19 protein-coding genes, 1 pseudogene and 1 riboswitch are annotated in these 20894 nt (G+C 36.0%); of the genes and pseudogenes, 4 read left to right on the top strand and 16 right to left on the bottom strand.

What is annotated here, in order from left to right:
• Nucleotides 1-179 precede the first annotated feature (179 nt).
• Nucleotides 180-1178 (top strand): questin oxidase family protein, encoded by a 999-nt coding sequence (locus AMET_RS07770; RefSeq protein ID WP_012062793.1) that lies wholly within the window; start codon nt 180-182, stop codon nt 1176-1178.
• A gap of 135 nt (nt 1179-1313) precedes the next feature.
• On the opposite strand, the gene AMET_RS07765 is transcribed toward AMET_RS07770, so the two are convergent.
• The 7 genes from AMET_RS07765 to AMET_RS07735 all read right to left on the bottom strand — a co-directional run bounded on the left by AMET_RS07765 (nt 1314) and on the right by AMET_RS07735 (nt 10317).
• The gene (locus tag AMET_RS07765) at nt 1314-3302 is read right to left on the bottom strand and encodes a methyl-accepting chemotaxis protein (RefSeq protein WP_012062792.1); all 1989 of its coding nucleotides are present in this window, start codon (nt 3300-3302) and stop codon (nt 1314-1316) included.
• A gap of 143 nt (nt 3303-3445) precedes the next feature.
• A riboswitch (cyclic di-GMP riboswitch) is annotated at nt 3446-3531 on the bottom strand.
• A 91-nt stretch (nt 3532-3622) separates the two neighbouring features.
• Entirely contained in the window at nt 3623-4303 is a 681-nt protein-coding gene (locus AMET_RS07760) for a helix-turn-helix domain-containing protein (RefSeq protein ID WP_012062791.1), read from the bottom strand.
• 431 nt (nt 4304-4734) lie between these two features.
• The gene (locus tag AMET_RS07755) at nt 4735-5880 is read right to left on the bottom strand and encodes a GGDEF domain-containing protein (protein ID WP_012062790.1); all 1146 of its coding nucleotides are present in this window, start codon (nt 5878-5880) and stop codon (nt 4735-4737) included.
• 277 nt (nt 5881-6157) lie between these two features.
• A complete protein-coding gene (locus AMET_RS07750) occupies nt 6158-6571 on the bottom strand; it encodes a TIM barrel protein (protein WP_083760900.1) in 414 nt (137 codons plus the stop codon).
• 111 nt (nt 6572-6682) lie between these two features.
• Nucleotides 6683-6958, bottom strand: coding sequence for a hypothetical protein (locus AMET_RS07745; RefSeq protein ID WP_157047196.1), 276 nt, complete (start codon nt 6956-6958; stop codon nt 6683-6685).
• A 258-nt stretch (nt 6959-7216) separates the two neighbouring features.
• Complete coding sequence (katG, locus tag AMET_RS07740; protein ID WP_330368720.1) at nt 7217-9430, bottom strand: catalase/peroxidase HPI; 2214 nt, start codon at nt 9428-9430, stop codon at nt 7217-7219.
• Nucleotides 9431-9543: 113 nt separating this feature from the next.
• Nucleotides 9544-10317 (bottom strand): hypothetical protein, encoded by a 774-nt coding sequence (locus AMET_RS07735; RefSeq protein ID WP_157047194.1) that lies wholly within the window; start codon nt 10315-10317, stop codon nt 9544-9546.
• Nucleotides 10318-10334: 17 nt separating this feature from the next.
• Between AMET_RS07735 and AMET_RS24930 the strand changes: the two are divergent.
• A pseudogene (locus AMET_RS24930) lies at nt 10335-10538 on the top strand (DUF4180 domain-containing protein); the annotation flags it as partial.
• Between the two features lie 93 nt (nt 10539-10631).
• Complete coding sequence (locus AMET_RS24230; protein WP_083760898.1) at nt 10632-11153, top strand: alpha/beta fold hydrolase; 522 nt, start codon at nt 10632-10634, stop codon at nt 11151-11153.
• Nucleotides 11154-11596: 443 nt separating this feature from the next.
• Here AMET_RS24230 and AMET_RS07720 read toward each other — a convergent pair whose 3' ends face one another.
• The 3 genes from AMET_RS07720 to AMET_RS24920 all read right to left on the bottom strand — a co-directional run bounded on the left by AMET_RS07720 (nt 11597) and on the right by AMET_RS24920 (nt 13732).
• A complete protein-coding gene (locus tag AMET_RS07720) occupies nt 11597-12970 on the bottom strand; it encodes an FtsW/RodA/SpoVE family cell cycle protein (protein WP_012062786.1) in 1374 nt (457 codons plus the stop codon).
• The gene (locus AMET_RS07715) at nt 12954-13292 is read right to left on the bottom strand and encodes a PadR family transcriptional regulator (protein WP_012062785.1); all 339 of its coding nucleotides are present in this window, start codon (nt 13290-13292) and stop codon (nt 12954-12956) included. Before AMET_RS07715 ends, AMET_RS07720 begins: the two co-directional genes overlap by 17 nt.
• 263 nt (nt 13293-13555) lie before the next feature.
• Nucleotides 13556-13732 carry a hypothetical protein gene (locus AMET_RS24920; RefSeq protein WP_198135412.1) on the bottom strand — a complete coding sequence of 59 codons (177 nt, stop codon included), beginning with the start codon at nt 13730-13732 and terminating at the stop codon, nt 13556-13558.
• A 266-nt stretch (nt 13733-13998) separates the two neighbouring features.
• Between AMET_RS24920 and AMET_RS27325 the strand changes: the two genes are divergently transcribed.
• Nucleotides 13999-14151 carry a helix-turn-helix domain-containing protein gene (locus AMET_RS27325; RefSeq protein WP_157047379.1) on the top strand — a complete coding sequence of 51 codons (153 nt, stop codon included), beginning with the start codon at nt 13999-14001 and terminating at the stop codon, nt 14149-14151.
• Between the two features lie 534 nt (nt 14152-14685).
• Here AMET_RS27325 and AMET_RS07710 read toward each other — a convergent pair.
• From AMET_RS07710 to AMET_RS07685, 6 genes are all read right to left on the bottom strand, one after another.
• Entirely contained in the window at nt 14686-16041 is a 1356-nt protein-coding gene (locus AMET_RS07710) for a YjiH family protein (protein WP_012062784.1), read from the bottom strand.
• Nucleotides 16042-16264: 223 nt separating this feature from the next.
• Nucleotides 16265-17398 (bottom strand): serine hydrolase domain-containing protein, encoded by a 1134-nt coding sequence (locus AMET_RS07705; protein ID WP_012062783.1) that lies wholly within the window; start codon nt 17396-17398, stop codon nt 16265-16267.
• 145 nt (nt 17399-17543) lie between these two features.
• Entirely contained in the window at nt 17544-18785 is a 1242-nt protein-coding gene (locus AMET_RS07700; protein WP_012062782.1) for a DUF418 domain-containing protein, read from the bottom strand.
• 129 nt (nt 18786-18914) lie between these two features.
• Nucleotides 18915-19577: a response regulator transcription factor gene (locus AMET_RS07695; protein ID WP_012062781.1), complete on the bottom strand. Its 663-nt coding sequence runs from the start codon at nt 19575-19577 to the stop codon at nt 18915-18917.
• A complete protein-coding gene (locus tag AMET_RS07690) occupies nt 19564-20037 on the bottom strand; it encodes a sensor histidine kinase (RefSeq protein ID WP_012062780.1) in 474 nt (157 codons plus the stop codon). The genes AMET_RS07695 and AMET_RS07690 overlap by 14 nt, the downstream gene beginning before the upstream one ends.
• A gap of 15 nt (nt 20038-20052) precedes the next feature.
• Nucleotides 20053-20748 (bottom strand): histidine kinase, encoded by a 696-nt coding sequence (locus AMET_RS07685; RefSeq protein ID WP_012062779.1) that lies wholly within the window; start codon nt 20746-20748, stop codon nt 20053-20055.
• Nucleotides 20749-20894 lie beyond the last annotated feature (146 nt).

Genomic DNA, 20894 nt, shown 5'->3' with positions numbered 1-20894 from the left:
CTCTAACTCAACTTACATATTATACCACATAGTCAATTATGGGTACCAATTCATTGAAATAAAAATTTTTTTTCATAAATATAGGTATATTTCATGATCTATGAGTTTAAATCTGAAGGGTAGGGATAAAAATATAAAAGAATGAAGTAATGTCCAAATAAAAGCAGGAGGGTAAGCCTATGAAGCTTAGCGAACTCATCAACGACTATGGAAAAAGACATGCTCCTTATATGAAGGGACTCATCAACCATCTGCCCATGGGCCAGTTGGCTCTTTATCAAATGACTAATGATCTTCAAGTGGTTAAATCCTATTCAGAGTACTTCCAAAACAGTTTTAATGTAAACGCGGTGAAGGCTAAATACCCAAGAATAGATTCAATCGAAGCCTGTCTTGGCAAGAGAGAGTTATATGAATCTTGCCTAGCCTTAATTGATGGGGAAGTTGAAGCCCGAGGTATGAATGAGGTGACTCATGAAATCTTAAATACTTATCCTCTTGGTATGTCCTCAGGCCTCTTTCATGTGATTATCCGTCTTGCCTATGCCATTGAAGGTGTCCAGCTTGAAGACGCTTTGCTGGAAGAAGCGAAACGAGCTTTAGCCTATTATGTGACTGCCTATCGAGGAGGTTCTCAGTTTAATCGAAAAGTTCAAAGCTCACATGTCATCGAAGAAATGAACCGCTTAATGAGTGACTCACGTTTCAATCCTGTGATCTCTTCAAGTTATTCCATGGGACAGATTATGAAGACCCTTTACAGAGATCCAGAATATCTTGAAAGTGGGTTTTTAATAGAAGGAAATGAAGAAGACAAAGTTCGGGCATTGCTTGGTTTATTTATATCTGCCTTTAATAATACCAGCAGTATCGTTGTGCTTCACTGTATCACAGGTCTACATAGTCTTTTGGTTCTAAAGGACTACTTTAATGATTTCGAGGAAGCCCTGAATATTTTCACAACCTGCTCTATTACCCATCAATTAACCCTTGGTGCAATTGACCTATCCAATCAAAATGTTCAACCTGTAGCCCTCTCATGGAATGACATCATCAAAAAAGGGACTGAGTCTTTAGATGTGCATACCATTAAATTCACTTATTCTTGCCATGAGCTCTATAAGCGCTACGCCATTGAAGGATTAAAGGGAGCTGCACTTAGTCAGATTAGAAAGTAGAGCAAATCATTAAATTTAAAAACTCATAATAAAAGACAAGAGCACTCCAACCCCAGGAATGTTCTTGTCTGATAATAGATATCAACTCATACAATCATCTGGCTTTTCTGGACATGAGTAAAGCCATCAATGATTTTAGATTTTGAACTTTAATATAATTGAATGTAGGTCCTGGGCAAGTTTAGAAAGTCCTTCACTGGCACTGGATATTTCCTCAATAGCAGCCGTTTGCTCTTCCATAGAAGATGCAACCTGTTGGGTAGAGGCTGAGTTTTCCTCTGCAATGGCTGATAAATTCTGTAGTGTATCTAAAATATCACTCTTCATTATTTCCATTTCATCTCCTGAAACATTGAGTTTTCCAACTGCTTCTTCTGCTTCCTTCATGGCTTCAGCAATTTGTACATATTTGTCTTTGCTATTACTCACACTCATCCCCTGTTCCTGAGATATGATTGATACCCGCTCTATTGTTTTCACAGCATTTCTTGAATTATCTTGCAGCTCATTAACCACTTCATCAATTGAATGAGTGGAGGTAGTGGACTGCTCTGCTAACTTTCTGATCTCATCCGCTACCACAGCAAAACCTTTGCCTGCATCGCCAGCCCTTGCAGCTTCAATGGCAGCATTTAATGCCAATAGATTTGTTTGGTCAGCTATAGATGCAATGACACTGCTGGCCTGTCCAATTTTATCAGAACTTTCATTTGTCTTTAATATGACTCCGTATATTTCTTGAATAGATGAACTGCTTTCATTAGTAATTTTTGATAGATTATCTACTTCTGTTAACCCTTCTTTTACCACACTTACCACTCGTTGCGATGCCATGTTTAAATTCTTCATATAGCCTTGATCCTTCTCTATGATCACGCCTAAATCAGAGGCCTTCAGTGCTCCTGCTTCTGTGTTTTGTGCTTGCTCAGAGGCCCCTCTAGCGACTTCTTCAATTGTTCTTGAAACTTCATCCACTGCAATTGATGATTGTTGAGAACTAGCTGTTAGTTCCTCTGATGATGCAGCCACTTGATTAGAGGATTCATTGATTTCTTTTACAATTCCCCGCAGGTTTGTAATGACCATTTGGATGGAATTGGCTAGAACCCCAATTTCATCCTTCATTTGAAGAAGTCCGTGATCAACATCCTGGGTGATATCTAGATTCGCTAACTTTTCTGCATTTTCCTTAACTTTAATAATCGGCTTTGCAATCGAACTCCCGATAACATATGTAATCACAACACTTAACAATAAAACAACACTTGTGACTAAGAAAATCATGTTTCGCATTGCTGGTATTGCCCCTAATACTTCATCTTCATTTGCGGTAATCACTAAAGTCCAATTAGAGTCTTGTACAGGTGCATATCCAGCATATAAACTCTGTCCTTGAAAAGAATAATTACTTACACCTCTCTGCTCTTCAATTATGGTATTAAATACAGACGCTACTGATTGTAAGCTTATATCACTCTTTGCATCCTCTATTGGATTAAATTGATTTTTCACTCTTTCTCGATCATTATGGGCAACAACGATACCTTCTTTATTAATCATATAAGCATACCCCGTTTCACCAAACCCAGCATCATCGGTAATGCTACTTAATGCATATCCATCCCGTCGCCCAATCAACACCCCTACAATTTGACCATTTCTTTCTATTGGTGTGGCATACACGATTTCTGGTTCATTGGTTAATCTACTGATAAGTACATCCGAAACATTTGTAGTACCATTTAAAGCCATTTGGAAATATTCTCTATCTGCCACTTGTGCCACTGCACCATCATTAAATATAGCACTCCCATTGAGGTCAACCACTGCTATGGATAGAAAGTTTGTTCTCTCTACTTGGCTTTGTAATACAGGTTGTTGTGCTTCCCAGTCCATACTTTCTACATCCGTCCTACCGGCAATCATTTGCAATGTTCTTTCCTGTGTGTCAATTCTACTCTCTACCAGCTTCGCTCCTTCAAACGTTAATGCCTCAAGTGCTTTTTCAGCTTCTTCTGTGAGTGACATTTCTGCCCTATATATAGAAATAAATCCGATTGCCATAGATGATATTAAAATAATGATAGAAAAAACGATTACCAATTTACTTTTGATGCTTTTCATTTTAATCCCCCTTTTAGTCTCTCTTATTAATGCCTCACAATTGTCTTAATTTTACTAAATACTTTATCTCCCTCTCATTTTTTTCCAAATAAAAAACCTCTGTATTTTCAAAAAATCGAAAACAAAAGGCTTTGAAATCCTAGTTCTGCAACCGGCTACCATCTTCTGTTTAGAATGTAGGCCCATGGCTTTGCGTCCTTACCTTTCGATAAGTTTGCCCTCTGTATTCTATTTTTTTGAACATATATACTTCCTCAGCTTCAATGTATTACCAAGACCATTACTACCGATGAAATAATTACTCTAAATTAAATGCTATTTTATCTACATATAGGATTTATACTCTCGTATATAATTGAGTGTAGATATGTTTTACTACCTATATCGATAGGTACACTTTTTACTTGAACTGATACAATTTTCCCATGGTTTAGTCTGTGTTTGAAATCAAAGTGATTTGTTAGTTCAAGTCTTGCTTTTTTCATTTTTTCAAATATCTCTTCTTTTGATAATGTATTAATATCGCTTATGGTCATCTTTTTTAACAGTTCCAGAGGATAGTTGTAAAACTCAACAGCTGGGGCATTTGCATTGGCAATTTTAGCAGTATCAGGATCAATTAGTAGAATCTTCTCACTACTTGCATAAAAAAAATGCCAATACATCTTTTCTTTTTCTATAATCAATTTTTCAAAACCCTCTAATAGAAAATCTGTTATGTCATTTTCTTTTATAGACCTTACTAGCCTTAACACTTTAGGTTGCTTCATGATTATTTCCTTTAATTCTTTAGGTATTTTATTAGCCTGGACAAACAGTTCATCAACGTCAACTTCCAAAGCCTGAGCAAGCTTGATTAGTACATCATCACTTGGAGGTGGTTCAACATTATTCTCGATTTTACTGATGTATGGATATCCTACGCCTATCCTTTTAGCCAGCTCTCTTTGGGTCATGCGTCCTTTTCTAATTTCCTTCAAATATTTTCCAAAATCATTCATTTAATCACCTTATTTGTTATTCTTTTATCTTATTAACCATCATATCCCATGTTGTGTATTGATGCAACACGATTTGCCAATTTTCGATCTTTTTTTACATTTCAACTCTCAAGATGTCGTATTTTGTCTATATCATTCTCCTATACTGCTTTTCATACTATGTAATGGATTTTTTATTTTTACTACTCGTTGCTTTTATAATCATCTCTCTACACTAAGTAGTCTCTTCTCAAAAAAACAGAGACTTTTCACAGAATGAAAAAGACCTTAAAAATTTAAAGATGCATACATCTTTGATAAAATAAAATGGTTTTAGAATCAGATAGAAGCTCCTGAATTAAATTCAGGAGCTTCTCATTTTTATATTTTGAAATCTAGTGACTTCAATCATATATCTTCAAAAGGAAATCTATTCCCATGATTCATTTATCCTATGCCATATGAGTTGGCGTAATTCGTTCCCCTACTCCACCAGCCTCACATATAACAGCGTTCTTACCACAATTCTTAGCATCATAAAGAAGTTTATCCGCTCTTTGTAGCAAGGATTCTGCGTTTTCACTTTTTCTTAGTGCTACCAGTCCAAAACTACAAGTAATATTTTCTACTTTATCATGTTTAGTATTTTGGATGCATACCCTCATCCGTTCCATCATTTCCATGGCCTGATCAGTATCTGTATTAGGAAGAAGTATTACAAATTCTTCCCCACCCCACCTAGCAAAAATATCAGTATTCCGGATTCCCTTCTTTATTGTTAACACTATATTTTGTATCACACGGTCACCAATAAGATGGCCATAACCATCATTGACCCTTTTAAAATCGTCTATATCAAGCATAACGAAAGAAAGGGCGTTCTCATACCTGTTACAATAATCAATCCATCGATTCAGTTCCTCATTAAATTTTCCCCTATTGTATATACCTGTCAAAGGGTCAGTTATAGACACTCTTAAAAGCTCTCTACTGTCTACAAACTGTTTTCTTTTATAAAAGCCGGTCATATAAGCACCTATATTACAATAGATAATTATAATAAGATTATATAAAACAAGTTTCAAAAACACAGAAGTTTCCATTCCCTCTATATGTTTAGCATGAAATATGAAAAAAGACAGGCTAAGGAAAGTAGATATCAATTGTACACAAGTAAGTTTATTAGGCGTAATATAAACTGCTAAAGTTATAACCATTACACTGAAAAATGATAATAAAGTAAGGGATTTATACTGGTCCATAATCAGTAAGAAGCCGACGATAGCCAAAATCTCATATGCTGTTATCATATAAACTAGGTAGGTGTAGTTATTGATCTTCTTTACAGATAAGCATACAACCACCGACACAACTAGAAACAATGCTCTAACGATTAATATAATCATAAACGAAAAGGGGTCTGCTATGACAAAGTAATCTGCTATGACAAACATCATATATATTACTCCAAATATAAGTACAACAGGCCCTATGACTTTGGCATAACGCCTCATGTCATAATCACGAAATTCTCTTTCAAGAGCCTGGTCCTCAAATTCACCAAAAAAGGATATGTCATACTTTCTGGTCTTTTCCATTAATAAATAACCCCCAGTTTACTAATAAACCTCTTTATTAAAGTACAGATGCAATTTTATCATTCTTACATATACCATTCAGCCTCCCATTGCTCGTTACTAAAGTTAATTATACTATAGGAATTTGGAAAATTAAAGAAAATTATAACTATACATTATTACTGTACTCAAAACTTCTTATTCGAAATGTCTCTTTTTCTTCAATTCGATAATTCATTATTATGTATTTTCCCAAATTGTATCATATGATATTAAGTCTAACATACCGATCCTTTAGCTAAAAATCTAGTTGTTTCATGTTTCCAATGGCACTTAACATCAGTTCAGGTGAAACCCCTTCAAGCATGACATCCATAGACTGATGGGATTGTTTTATCATTTGATGTAAATAGCCATAATCAAGTTCACCTTGACCTGAGGTGAGCACCTGCTTCTCCTGGCCAAAATATGTAAAATCCTTCACATGAACCATATTGATCCGGGTTTCAAAAGTCTCAAAAAAGGTTTCAAAAAACCGCCTTTGATCCATTGCCAGCTCTTGTGTCATCAAATTCACTGGATCAAAAATAACTTTCACACGTTTGGACTCAAGGTCATCAATCAATTTGGCTATGGTTTTAATGTCATAGATAATGTGATGCACAGCTGGCTCTATAGCAAAATCCACTTGACATTCCTCAGCATATGCAATTTACCACCTACCCCATTCTCCCTTTCAAAAACAGTAGCATTACCATAGCCTTTTTTTTAACCTGCTGCTATAACAAGTCCAGCCCCAATCACCACAACCCTATGTTCCAGCTTATTCATTGGTATCAACTCCTTTAAGTTGATTTAGCAAGGCTAAAATCCAAAGGAGCAAAGTGTCAAAATCCATACCATTTTTAGCTGCTCTTTCAAGGATAACTTCTGCTGGTATTTTTCCCGCATTACAACCATTTGAAATGGTCCTAGAAAAATTGTAATTCCTTAGAAACTTGTGAAATGCCCTTTCAATCTTAGGAAAAGAGTCAATAGTTTTATTCATCCCAATTTTGTTATAAAACTCTTTGACCAAAAATTCATTAAAATCATCCATCACATTCTAAGACCTTGGGATTTCAGTTCATAATAAATCCTCTTTGGCCCATCGGCTGGGTATTTCTTTATGGTTTGTTCATTTCCTCTAATTATAATATTAAAATATTTCGGAATTCTTTAATCTCTTAATGGGAAACATCCTTAAAAACAAGAACGACCTATCACATTTGTGATAGATCGTTCCTATTTTTAAAAATTCCCATTTTTCAATCACAAAATATCATACTGTTTGATCTGTTCCCTTTAAGGGTCTTTGTTAAGCAAGGTCGAAACGGTCTGCGTTCATCACCTTATTCCATGCCGTTACAAAATCCTCAACGAACTTTTGTTTTGCATCGTCACTTGCATACACCTCTGCGATTGCCCTAAGCTCAGAATTTGAACCGAATACCAGGTCAACGCCAGTACCAGTCCATTTGAGTTCACCAGTCTTACGATCTATCCCCTCAAACATATCACCGCCTTCAGCGGTCACTTTCCATGCGGTGTCCATATCCAATAGATTTACAAAAAAGTCATTTGTAAGATTTTCGGGTCTCTTTGTCAATACTCCCTGCTGAGACTTGTTGTAATTAGCGTTTAATACCCGCATGCCACCAACTAGAACCGTCATCTCTGGGGCAGTCAACCCTAACAATTGTGTACGATCGACAAGTAGTTTTTCAGCAGAAATGGTATATTTGCCTTTACTATAGTTGCGGAACCCATCTGCCATCGGTTCAAGTACCGAAAATGACTCTACCTCGGTTTGTTCTTGTGACGCATCTGTGCGACCTGGGGTAAAAGGAACACACACATCAAAACCAGCATTCTTAGCTGCCTGCTCAACACCTGCGCATCCAGCTAAAACAATCAAATCAGCAAGGGAAATCCTCTTTTTGCCTGACTGTGCACTGTTGAAGGTGTCTTGGATTTTTTCAAGAGCCTGTAGTACAGTTTGCAATTGTTCTGGTTGGTTAACTTCCCAATCTTTCTGCGGTGCCAGTCGAATACGAGCCCCATTTGCCCCACCCCGTTTATCGGAGCCTCTGAAGCTCGAAGCTGATGCCCATGCTGTGGAGACCAGTTCAGAAAGGGACAAACCTGAGTCAATAATTTTACCCTTAAGACCTGTGATATCATCTTCATCAATCAGTTCAAAATCCACTGCAGGTACTGGATCTTGCCAGATCAGCTCTTCAGTCGGAACCTCTGGACCAAGAAAGCGGGTGCGGGGACCCATATCTCGGTGAGTCAGCTTGAACCATGCCCGACCAAAAGCATCTGCAAAGGCCTCTGGGTTCTCCCGAAACCCTTTGGCTATGGGCCCATAAATGGGATCCATCCTCAAGGCAAGGTCGGCGGTGGTCATCATTGGTGCGTGCCTTTTTGAAGGGTCGTGGGCATCTGGTACAGAGTCTGCAGCAGTAGGATCAGTTGGAACCCATTGCCAAGCACCAGCAGGACTCTTAACGAGATCCCAATCGTAATTAAACAGGGTGTCTAAATAGCTGTTGTCCCATTTTATCGGTGTGGGGGTCCAAGCTCCTTCGATGCCACTTGAGATGGTATGGATACCTTTTCCACTACCCATGCTGTTTTTCCAGCCAAGTCCCTGTTCTTCAATGTTTGCAGCCTCGGGCTCTGGGCCGACATGGGTGGCAGAACCTGCGCCGTGGCATTTACCGAAGGTATGCCCCCCTGCAACCAGTGCAACAGTCTCCTCGTCGTTCATGGCCATCCGGGCAAAAGTGTCACGAATGTCTTTACCAGAAGCCAGTGCACTGGGTTGACCATTGGGCCCTTCTGGATTTACATAAATCAGACCCATTTGCACCGCTGCAAGAGGATTCTCCAATTCCCTATCACCAGAATAACGCTTATCACCAAGCCACTCATTCTCTTGACCCCAGTAAATATCCTCTTCAGGCTCCCAGATATCCTCTCGACCACCGGCAAAACCGAAGGTTTTGAATCCCATTGACTCCAAAGCGCAATTACCTGCAAGAATCATAAGATCCGCCCAGGAAATCTTTTTACCGTATTTCTGCTTAATAGGCCAAAGCAAACGGCGTGCCTTATCAAGATTCACATTATCTGGCCAACTATTTAGAGGCGCAAAGCGTTGATTACCCGTCCCCGCCCCGCCACGACCATCTCCCATACGATATGTGCCAGCACTATGCCAAGCCATACGGATGAAAAGTGGTCCATAATGCCCGTAATCTGCAGGCCACCATTCCTGTGAATCTGTCATTAATGCGTATAAGTCATTTTTCAATGCCTCAAAATCGAGTTTCTTGAATTCTTCAGCATAATTGAATCTTTCACCCATGGGATTTCTCATAGTAGGGTTCTGGTGAAGCATCTTAAGATTCAACTGATTTGGCCACCAGTCCTGATTTGTCGTGCCACCACTAGTCTTGTGCTTAGTCATACCTGTTACTGGACATTTTCCTTTTTCCTGCATAAATAATCCCCCTTTAATCAAATTATTGAATTATCAAACTATTATACTATTACCCCCCATATAGCCAATGTAACTATTAGATTTTGATTTTGAAAAGCAATTTAATGATGGACTAGACATTGTTCTAAACGGTATTATGAACACCTATAAAGCGACCTGATAAGTGATTTGGAGGTATACGAATACTTGTAAATATATAAAATAAGAGTCTCCTTTTGCCCCCCGGTAGAACCGGTGGTTTTCTTTATATCCCCTAACAGATGCACCACTACATTTCCTTTTTGGACTATAATTTCATCCCTAGCCTCTGTCAATGCAAGATTATCTACATCCCATAAAGTCTTCATCTCATTATCTGTAATAATCATTTTTGTGAATAGATACATATCTCTCCACTTTATTCCCCTTCTTAATTCCTCCGTTACTCCATTAAATATTACTTCAGCAAAGTATGGATGTATGGTCCGATAGTAATTAACCCGTATGCCCTCTGTTTTACCATTTACATCCCTAGTTTCCCAGTAATTATAATGCTTAGGGGTAACGGGACTCATACCAGGATTAAACTCCCTACTGGCTAGACTCCCCTGTTGTGATCCCTCTAATAGCTCCACCACGGTAACTATGGGATAGCCCTCTGGTATAGAATCTTCCCTGTAGGTATTATTTACAGGTCTATTTTGGAGCAGTGAATTCGCAATGGCTAATGAAAAGACTACAAACATGATGCTAAGCGTGACATATAACACGTCGTCCTTTTTGTCAGTTGTCTTTTTCTTTATAATGTATCTAAGCACTAACCCAATGATGATCCCAAGAGCTGGCCCCAGTAGGGACAGGGTAACACTGCGAGGCATAAAAAATGCGCCAATGATAAATGCCAGTATGAAAATAAATCCAATAGTCAACACAGGGCGCCTTATCTCAATATTTCTTCAAACTTAAGACGAGAGTAGCAGGTAATATCATTCAAAAGTTTATAAACTATCATATAAAAGTGGCTACTGTGATTCCTCAGGAGCTCACCCTAAAAGGCAGATTTAGAGAGATGTCCATGGAAATAAACAAAGGTAATCATTTCAGAATGTATGAGAATAAAGAAGAAGCCGAGAAATGGCTGCTGGAATAGAAAGGATGATGGATAATGAAAGAAATATATAAAACAGAAGCAGGCAAAGAAGAGGTTTTGGGAAAATACCGCGAAATACTTGTCAGCTAGCCTGTGCCAAGTAAGCAATACACGGTTGAGACAAGTTTTGGACATACGTTTGTAATAGAGTCTGGATCAAGGGACAATCCTCCACTGCTCCTACTTCATGGGAGTGTATCAAATTCTTTCACATGGTACGGTGACGTGGCTTCACTTAGTAAAACACACCGAGTCTACGCTATAGACATCATTGGTGAAGCTGGCTTATCAGCGCCAAGCCGCCCAAGCTACGAAAGTGGTGCCTATCCTCTATGGTTAAATGAAACAATAGACGCACTTGGACTAAATACTTGTTCAATTATGGCCATGTCATTAGGTGGCTGGATGGCATTAAATTTCGCTACCACATATCCTGACAAGGTTAATAATTTGGTTTTGCTTTGTCCTGGAGGACTTGCACCTGAAAAAGCTATTTTTTTTATGGAAGGCAATCTTTTTTTCACTTTTAGGAAAATGGGGTCAAACACAAACACTTTAAACCAAGAACGTCAAAAATGCTCTCAAAATTCAATCCTGAAAATTATGACTATATAGTGAATGCATTTTCAATGATTACTAAAGACAACTGGGTTCGTGTTTGGGATGCTGTTACTAGAATGGAAAGCAAAATGATCTTCATAAAGTAAACTGTCCTACTTTACTTCTAATTGGTGATCATGATACTATGACGAACAAACATCAACCCCATATGCATGAATGCATTAAAAATTCCACTCTAAGAACAATTAAAAATGCACATCATGCCACAAACCTAGATAATCCAAAAGCCGTCAATGAAGAGATTATGAATTTTATTAAAAGATAATAAGCCTATGAACCCGCCCTAGCCACAATATATCATTAGAATTATAGCTTCTTTTAAATCTGCCTTGCTAAGTAATCGACTCGTCATGAAATGTCTATCCTACAGCCCTTTAGTTTGTGTTAAAAAAGAGAGACTGACTTAATTGTCAAACTCTCTCTTTCATATTCTCAAGCTATGCTCTGGAATGATTATGCTTTATCATTACTAAATCCTTTCTTCGGTAGATACCTAACAAAAACCCCACCAGTGCCATATTAGTAATAAAATTCGTTCCTCCATAGGAGATGAAGGGTAGAGTGTATCCCATCAATGGAAATTTTCCTGTATTCATTAAGAGATTTGCTAATGATTGCAACGTAAATACAGCCACGATAGAGCTTGCTAGTAGTCTTCCGTATTGATGATTAATTTTTCTTGTTGCTGATAGCATACGGAATATCGTCAAGACTATAACCATAATTGTAATAATCCCAACAGCCCATCCAAAAGCTGCAACGATATATGCAAAAATGAAATCTGTATTTGCCTCAGGCAGTGCTATTCTACTAACGCCTTGTTGGATAAAGTAAAGAGAATCACTACTACCCCAAATTTTTGCATCTGACATAAGTCTCGATAGTAGCGTGTTAACATAGCCATATCCCTCTGGGTCTAGCTTGGGGTTCAAAAACACCCTTAGCCTGTTCAATCTATAACTATAAGGAGATACATATTTTATTAGTAATAATGTTAAGGCTAATGTTCCCCCACCATAAATTGAGCATATAAATGCTTTTTTATTTCCTTTAAAGTTTTTTCCTATAATAGCGATCGTGATGAGTACTAGAAATCCACCTGTCAATAGAAGCGCACTTGCAAGGGACGGTTGAACTATAAGCGTTAAAACTGCAGCTGAAGAAGCTAAACCTAATAATTTTGCCATATCCTTTATACTACCAGTTGCCCATCTATTAACCAGACCAGCAAAAGCGATTATTAGTAGGGGCAGGGCTATGGATACAGGGGCAAAAGCAAAGCTAGAACCACCAATTCTTACATAGGGTGCTCCATCTACATAGATACTGCTTCTGGCACTGAAAAATAAGAAAACCATTGTTCCAATAAATACGTGTTGTGAATACTTTTCAAGTTTTGTATAATCCGTGTAATAGCAAGCAGCAAATACACTAACACCAATTAATGTGTACATTATGTAGGACTTGAAAAATAACTCATAGCTTAAACTTGATGCTTTGTCAGTAGTTATAGAGAATAGTGCTATCCCACCAATTAGGACCATTGTGGCAATTAATGAAATGATTAACCATTCAGTTTTTGGCTTATGGGTATTGTTAAGCTCCTTACCGATTTCAATAGGATCTCCCATTTGCTCTATGGCCTTATCAATTGCTTTTTCTTCCTCTATACCACTCTCCATATATCCATCTGCTAATTCATCAATGTGGCATCTTAACTCTTCATTAATATTATTATGAACACCTTTAAATTTTATTTGTTTGCAAACCATATTTAGAAATTCATTAATATTTTTATTCAAAGCAGACACCACCTATCACCTTATTAACTGTACTGCTGTAAAGCTCCCATTCTTTTTTCTTCTCTAGTAATAGTTTTTTTCCTTTACCGGTAATCTGATAATATTTTCGCTTACGTGCCGTGGTTCCTTCATCCCAATAGGATTCAACCATTCCCTCGCTTTCTAAAGTGTGTAGGATTGGGTACATTGTACCTTCCTTTAGGGTGAAGGTATTGTCTGAACGCTTTTCAAGTTCCTTAACCATCTGATAACCATACATATTTTCGGTGCTCAGTAAATTAAGTATCAGCATTGATGTACTCCCCTTCATAAGATCTTTGTTTATTTTCATAAATATACCTCCTTTATAAATGCATCGAACATCTATGTATATAGTACGTCAATATCTAGCTTTTGTAAATGGTTTTTTTTATGTAAAATCTTCCAAATCACTCTTCTCAACCTATTTTCTCTCTATCAATGCAATACACTCAGCAGTCGTTTTCTAGCAATCGTAGCTTTGCTTCTCTTGGGAAAACTTTGTTGAAACTGTAACACGACTTACTTCATAGGTAGTATTACGGCTTCAACGTGTGTGGTGATAGTAATTGGTGTTTATTCATCTTTTTTTAATGCATACATTTCTGCTACTGTATAAAAGTAATAACTAAGTCCTGTTTGTTGACTTTCTAACATATCTCTGCGAAAGTCATCCTCAATAAAAAACCAAGTGGTCTCAACGAGTTCTTTAGAATCAGTGGGCAGCATATTATAGGTATTTAAAAAGTCCATATGCCTTTCTAGATCATTTTTAAATCTCTCATCATTTGGTTTCCATCCATCTTTTAGTGCATTTCGTGCGATAGCCGTGTTTCCATAATTTTATTGTTATCAAACAACCGAATAAATTGTATAATAAGTGATGAAGATATCTTCATGGGAATCTCTCCTTTGTGATGTGATGGTCACTTTGAGATTCCTATTTTTCATGTTTTTTTTGAAATGTAATTTTTACCTTGGAATAACATGGGTTAAGTTAATGCCTATGATACCTTAATATAAATTTAACTGCTGAAAAACTTTTTATTCACAGAAATACTATGGGTTATAGAATTCAAGAAATTGAAGATATCTTAGGAATGGATTTAAAAGATGGAGAAAATACCTTTCAGTTAAATTATTCAATAAGGATTCTGTATATGTTGAATTAAATATTTTGATATCTCTATTAATGAAACACCACCGGCGAAGGTGATAAACGCTACCATTGCCGTCATTGTAAGAGGTATTTCACCATGTTCCTAATTTATATTTTATGGGTTTCTTCCAATTTTCGATTTCCACCTTCATTTTTCATAATTCTATTGAACAGCTTTGCAATGAATATCGGTGGAATTAATGAAATAGGAAATGCATGTGAATTATAATTCCAGTAAAGATACAAATTAAATGAAATTTATAGAAAGTGCGTCTTCGACGCTTTCGTTGGATATAATAACTAAGCGATCAACACAATTTAGTAAACTAAATTGTGTTGATCGCTTATAGGAAACCCTAGATTTCCTTCGACGGCTGTTTTGCAGCCTGAGCACCTTGCTAAATCGAGCGGGGGATTTCATCCCCTACACCCCCTCGTTTTTATATAATAGGAAAGCAGTGCTTTCCTATTACATAAAAATAAGCTCCTTCCAGTGCAACGCACTAAAACGAACTTATCCAAAACAAAATATAAAGAACGTTATTCATTAAAACGATATTACACCTAAAGTAGCTAAAATATTTGTTATCACTATTAATATCGGTATAGACATCATAGTTCTAAAAAGAAATACTTTAGTTACATCCCAAAAGCTCAAACCAATTTTACTTTTAACTAAAATCATTCCAGTTTCAGACATAAATACTAACTGGGTAAATGCTAATACACCAATAAAAAATCTTGAAGCTTCAGAAGCCGATCCACTTATAAACAAGGCCGGTAAATACATATCAGCAAACCCAGCAACCGATGCTGGTGCCATGGCTCCTGCTACTTCTTTGCTGTATCCTATTGAAGTATATAAAGGTACCAGTGGTGCACTAATGATATTAAAAAACTGGGTATATTCTGCTACTACCAAGGATAATGTTCCAACCGCCATAATGATAGGTAAGAAGCCAACGTATATGTTAACAACATTTTTTAACGCCTGAATCATTACTTCTCCAATTTTCGCATCTCCTGCCTGCTTTATTGCAGATTCATATGAATGCTGTAAAACAGTTTTATTTTTTGGAATCTCAATTCTATTAGGAGTTACCCCTTCATAGTAAGTTGGTGGAAATTTCTTAAGTGACATTCTAGATGTAATAAAAGCCAATATAACAGTTACTAATGCGATAGATCCATAAAATATTGGGAAAATATGCCCAAACCCTAGTTCTTCAGCTACTGCAGAAGCAAATGCGATACCTACAATAGAAAAACTGGTTGCAATTATATAAGCTTCTCTTCTATTATAGTATCCTCTTTGATATTGGTTGTCCGTTACCACAATACCAATTGTACCATCACCAACAAAGGATGCAATGGCATCGATAGTTGAATAGCCTGGTACTTTAAACAACTTTTTAACTATGGGACCTAGTAAAATCCCTATAAATTCAACAATACCAAAATGTGTTAATAAAGGAAGGGCAATAATACCTACAAAGAATGTTATATAAAGTGTGGTTAAAAGACCACCATCTCCTGCCATCAGCCCGCCAGTATCGCCATCTAAAATCATACCTGCAAACGCATGGTTTTGAAACCAATTATTAATCACCATAAGGTATAAAAATGAGCCAACTACCCTTAATACAACATTTAAAGGTGATGCTTTGAATACAGAATTAACAAACTCATTTTTTGAAGAGTAAAAAATAAAAACCATAGTTGCAATTAATACAATCCATGCGCAAATAATAGTGAAACCCATAAATGAATCAAGCATATTACCTGTAACAAAATTTACTATGTGAGATATAGCAATTTTACTTTCTCCATTAATACTAAAAGGCATTAGAAAAAAAATAAATCCAAAAATAGATAACAATACAAACTTCAACTTATTTATCATAATTACAAACCCCCATTTTGTCTTAACTACGGTGCACATTTTCTAGAGTAACATATGCCCAAAAGTGTTTCAATAGATTTTTGCATATTTTGTCTATATTTTGTATATATATTCAATTTAATATATATTAACCTCAATCAATAGATATGCATAAATATTACTTAGTAATAAGCTTTTTCCCAATAATTTCTTAGGAACTTAGTTCTATATTTCGAAAAAAATTTTAATCACCTATACTCCCAATTAATTGATTCATCAATCTATATTGTATCGAAGGATCCGTGGCTTGATTTGTCGTACCAACGATATAAACTTCTTTTTCTGGAGAATAAAAAGCAAACCCTCCTGTTGATCCTGAATGACCTATGAGTTCATAGCTTCCAAATAAAGACCATACTCCTGTCAATTCAAAACGCATCAACCCATTCCTGTACTGATGGTAATCAAATTGAATTTCATTCCAATCTCCTCTATCAATATGAGAACTAGAAAATAATTCCCCCTCCATAAATCCTCTTAAGAATATCATCAGATCATTAACATTTGAGATAAGACCTCCACTAGCCCCCATGCTTGATTTGGCTAAAGCGACTTCGAAGATTTCTTCATTTAGGTATATTGGTGCGAACTGACTATTTACTGTTGCCAAGCTTGTATTTTCTAACCTCAAAGGATCAAAAATTCTTTCGTGATATAACGCTTCTAAACCCTTCTTTGTCAAACGCTCCGCTATAAGGCCTAAGATATCAAAGTTTATATCAGCATAATAAGCTTTTCCTTCTGTACCATTCACAAAGTGAGGTTCCAGCATTTTGACTCTTTGCAGAAAATCTTCAAATTCATAGGTTCTATCTTCTTCTACTATTTCTTCAAAAATTGATTTGTTATCTACTTCTTCCAAATAGTGATCTGGCAACCCAGTTGTTTGAGAAATTAATTGTTCAATTGTAATGGATTGAGCATAATTATGACCATTATAGTAGTGCAGTCCTTCTAATTCATCCTGTGTAAGATACATATCAAGAGTATCTGTTAATTGCATCAAACCTTCATCAACTAATTGGAAAATAATTGTGGCTGTAAACATTTTTGTTGTACTTGCTATGCAAAATATATCATCGGTAGATAAATTACCCTCTGCAGCTTCATATTGTAATGTTTTATCCTTTGATTCTATCTTCACTACGGAACCCAAAACTTTTTTATCATCAACCGATCCTCCCACACTTATTGCAAACCGTTGAAATGTATCCATATTGCGCCAAGTCATATAACCCCTAACCTGAGTCATTGCTACAATTGTAATCAATATTAGTAAAATCACTGTAATTATTTTTCTTTTTCTAAATTTGCCCATTAATTTCTCTCCCTTCATTCAAAACATATTTAAATTACGCTCTTAAAAAACACGCCATGACCCAGAGCCTTACCTTAAAAGCAAGTGTGGTTTTGTTAAGGCACCAAAGGGAATACACCGTTTGATGCCTGTATTTTTACTTAACCTAGCTGCTTGCATATGTGAGCTTTCTCCATACCCATTCAAAGGGTCCAAAATGATAATACTTAAACCAAATATTACTGGTGACAATTTGCAGATTAAACAAAGCCAGAGTAAAAACGACACCTTCAAATATCCCGATTCTACCTATAAGGCCTAGGCCATGACCATAAAAAATTAAGGAGCATAAAATACATTGGACAAGATAGTTCGTAAGTGCCATCCTACCAACGCTTTGAAGAGGGCTCAATATTTTAGAATAAACTTCCCTTTTCATTAATAGTAGCAGGGATGTAATATAGAACAAGGATAAAAATACAGTCCCTACTTCATAAAATAATCCAAATACTAAAGATGAAACCATCAGGCTAGGTAAATAAAAATAGCCAAATATAATACATATTATTGTAGTGGAAAGGCCTACAGCTCCTGTTATTTTCCACCCCTTCTTTATGAATGTATCACTTTCATCTAGTTTATTGAAAATATTTAACTTTCCACAGATCATACCCAATAGGAACATAGCAAGTGTTTTAGGTATCACAAATAAAAGATATATTAAAACATAGGGAATTTCATTTACTGCTCTGTATTTAATTATTTCAAAGTAAGTGCCACTTCCATATATATTAAATGAATTGGTCACACCTTCGTTATAGGAAAAATAGCTTTCATAATGAAAGTGTGTGTCAATTGCTATAGGAGATGCAGTCATTAAGGTAGCGATTACTGTTGAGATAATTAATAATATAATGATCCAGCGTTTAATATGTTTTATTGACTTGTTTCTAAATCCTAATAGGATAAAACCACCCAGGGCATATGCGTGTAGAATATCACCATACCAAACAAGAAACAGATTCAAAAGACCAAATATTAAAAGTATAAAAAGCCTTCTTTTAAATAGATGTTTTGCGGAAAGCCCCTTTTCCTCTGCCCGTTGAATAAAGATATAAAACCCTAGGCCAAATAAAAAAGAAAATATCGTATAGAATTTACCCTCTCCAAAGAGTTGTATGATGATAGCAAAAATTCTATCTAGAGAAGATGTTAGCATTAGCGGATTTGACAGGGGCGTTACGCCACCAGTTAAGCTTTCAAGGGTTATGCTGCTAAAATAAACGACATTCACTAATAAAACCCCAAATAGAGCGAAGCCCCTTACAATGTCAATCTCCTTGATTCTACTTGCCGCTTTAACAGGCTGATGGTTAATTGATTTATCAGTTTTCACACTAGTATTCATAAAAATTTCCTCCTTGACAATTTATAGACTCAAATAAAAAACTCCTTTATTCGTTATTATTATACGAAATAAAGGAGTCATATGATTAGTATCTATAGTCATATTGATCGGTGACAGGAGTCATATTTTTTAGAAACCATGGCTTCTAAAAAATAACACTGCATTGGTTCTATCCCTTACACCTATTTTGCTGTATATACTACTAATATAATTTTTTGCTGTACCTTGGGTGATAAAGAGCTCTGAAGCAATTTCTTTATTATTCAATCCCTCTAGCATAAGCTTTGCTATTTCAATTTCTCTTTCCGATAGTTTTTCATAATAGTGGTTATTTACAGCTACGCTCACATTATTTGAAGATCTATTAGCCTGGTTTAGTTTAGCCACTAATTTAGCTGCAATGGTTCCTGGCATAAGTAAAGTCCCATCATAGGCATCCCGAATCGAATTAATTAGCTTATCCCCGTCAATGTCCTTTAATAAATATCCACTGGCCCCATGGGATAGGGCATCAATGATATATTCATCATCATCAAAGGTAGTCAGTATAATAATTTTCATATGGGGAGCATGCTTCTTTATAATCTTTGTTGCCTCAACCCCATTTACTTCGGGCATTCTAATATCCATAAGAATTACATCAGGATTAAGTATTTTAGATTTTTCTATGGCCACCCTACCATTTTCACAGGTTCCCAATACTTCCATATCAGGCTCTAAGTCAATGATGGTTTTTAAACCATCCCGCATCAGGCTTTGGTCATCAACAATTAACACCTTAATTTTCTGCATATACACCACCCCTTATTGGTAATTCTATTTCGATGATAAAACCATTATCCCTTGATGAGGTTACTTTAAATTCACCTTGAAACTCATCGACTCTTTCCTTCATTGCTTGAAGAGCAAAGCCTAGGTTTATCTTGTCTGTTCCACATCCATGATCCTTGAGTATAAAGGTTAAGCCTTCTTGGTTTTGAGTTAAAAGGAAGTTAAAATCAGTACTGTTACCATGCTTAATGCCATTGGTTAAGCCTTCCTGCAAAGCCCTTAATAGTATCTTTTTGTATACAGGAGAAATCTCATCCCCTAAGAAAATTTCATGTTCTATATTCACCCCTGTATGTTTTTGGGTTTCGATTATGATATTCCTAATTGCCCCTGGAAAATCTATTATATCCTCATGATTTTTAATTGATCTGACAGATGTTCTAATATCATTTAATCCTTTTCTTACTTGACTCTGGGCCATGGATAATTTTTCCTTTTACAACTCACGGTCTACGTCTATTAGCCTTTTACAAGCCTCCATTTCTATCAGTACAGTGGTCAATGTATGTCCTACTGTATCATGAATTTCGTGGGCAATTCTATTTCTTTCTTTGATAAGAGCTACTTCTTCCAGGGCCTTGGATGTTTCTTTGAGTTTATTATTTTTATACTCTAATTCCTTCATTGTTTCAGCAAGTAGTTGTTTTTGCTGAATTTGCAGTTTTAAAAAGTAAATAACAGAAAAAAGAAATGTGAATCCCAATCCATTGATAAAGACGGTTAATAAAAAATCACTGGTATTCTCAAAGATAAAATGATAATGATAAAAATTTCGCCATGCAAAAAATAGATAGCCAATTAAGGTAAAAATGATACTAAATCTAAGGGAATAGTAGAAGACTGCATCTACAATTAGTATAATTAAGTAAATTTGAGATACATTTGTCGTATCATGGCTCAATATAAGTAGTACGATGAGTAGCTCCATAAGAATTGAGGGTACCTTAAATTTATCATAGCTCTTTTTTTCATATACGATAAACGTTCGAAATAAAAAGGAGGCCACAAGAACAATTGATAATGTTAAAATATTTATCTGCTTTTCATGATTACCTAGAACGCTAATTAAGCAGACCACTGTTATGGTGATCAGAGTTAAAATATCGAAAATGAATTTTGTTCTTTTATCCATAGAAACACCTCTTAATAATTTTCGTCTCTTATTTAATTCAAATATAAATTGTAAAATCCTTCAAAATATTTTTCCAAAATATAAAAATTGTCAGAAAAGCATTGGAAATATCATGAAAGACATCACCTCTCAACGGGGGACCCTTT

Source organism: Alkaliphilus metalliredigens QYMF, assembly GCF_000016985.1.
GTDB classification, from domain to species: Bacteria; Bacillota; Clostridia; order Peptostreptococcales; family Natronincolaceae; genus Alkaliphilus_A; species Alkaliphilus_A metalliredigens.
Note: the sequence above shows the minus strand (reverse complement) of the source record. Positions and strands in the feature narration are given on the sequence as shown.

Coding starts and splice junctions, on each gene's coding strand:
- AMET_RS07770 (WP_012062793.1), top strand. CDS start 180: ATGAAGCTTAGCGAACTCATCAACGACTATGGAAAAAGACATGCTCCT.
- AMET_RS07765 (WP_012062792.1), bottom strand. CDS start 3,302: ATGAAAAGCATCAAAAGTAAATTGGTAATCGTTTTTTCTATCATTATT.
- AMET_RS07760 (WP_012062791.1), bottom strand. CDS start 4,303: ATGAATGATTTTGGAAAATATTTGAAGGAAATTAGAAAAGGACGCATG.
- AMET_RS07755 (WP_012062790.1), bottom strand. CDS start 5,880: ATGGAAAAGACCAGAAAGTATGACATATCCTTTTTTGGTGAATTTGAG.
- AMET_RS07745 (WP_157047196.1), bottom strand. CDS start 6,958: ATGGATGATTTTAATGAATTTTTGGTCAAAGAGTTTTATAACAAAATT.
- AMET_RS07715 (WP_012062785.1), bottom strand. CDS start 13,292: ATGAAAATAAACAAAGATCTTATGAAGGGGAGTACATCAATGCTGATA.
- AMET_RS24920 (WP_198135412.1), bottom strand. CDS start 13,732: ATGGACTTTTTAAATACCTATAATATGCTGCCCACTGATTCTAAAGAA.
- AMET_RS07710 (WP_012062784.1), bottom strand. CDS start 16,041: ATGATAAATAAGTTGAAGTTTGTATTGTTATCTATTTTTGGATTTATT.
- AMET_RS07705 (WP_012062783.1), bottom strand. CDS start 17,398: ATGGGCAAATTTAGAAAAAGAAAAATAATTACAGTGATTTTACTAATA.
- AMET_RS07700 (WP_012062782.1), bottom strand. CDS start 18,785: ATGAATACTAGTGTGAAAACTGATAAATCAATTAACCATCAGCCTGTT.
- AMET_RS07695 (WP_012062781.1), bottom strand. CDS start 19,577: ATGCAGAAAATTAAGGTGTTAATTGTTGATGACCAAAGCCTGATGCGG.
- AMET_RS07690 (WP_012062780.1), bottom strand. CDS start 20,037: ATGGCCCAGAGTCAAGTAAGAAAAGGATTAAATGATATTAGAACATCT.
- AMET_RS07685 (WP_012062779.1), bottom strand. CDS start 20,748: ATGGATAAAAGAACAAAATTCATTTTCGATATTTTAACTCTGATCACC.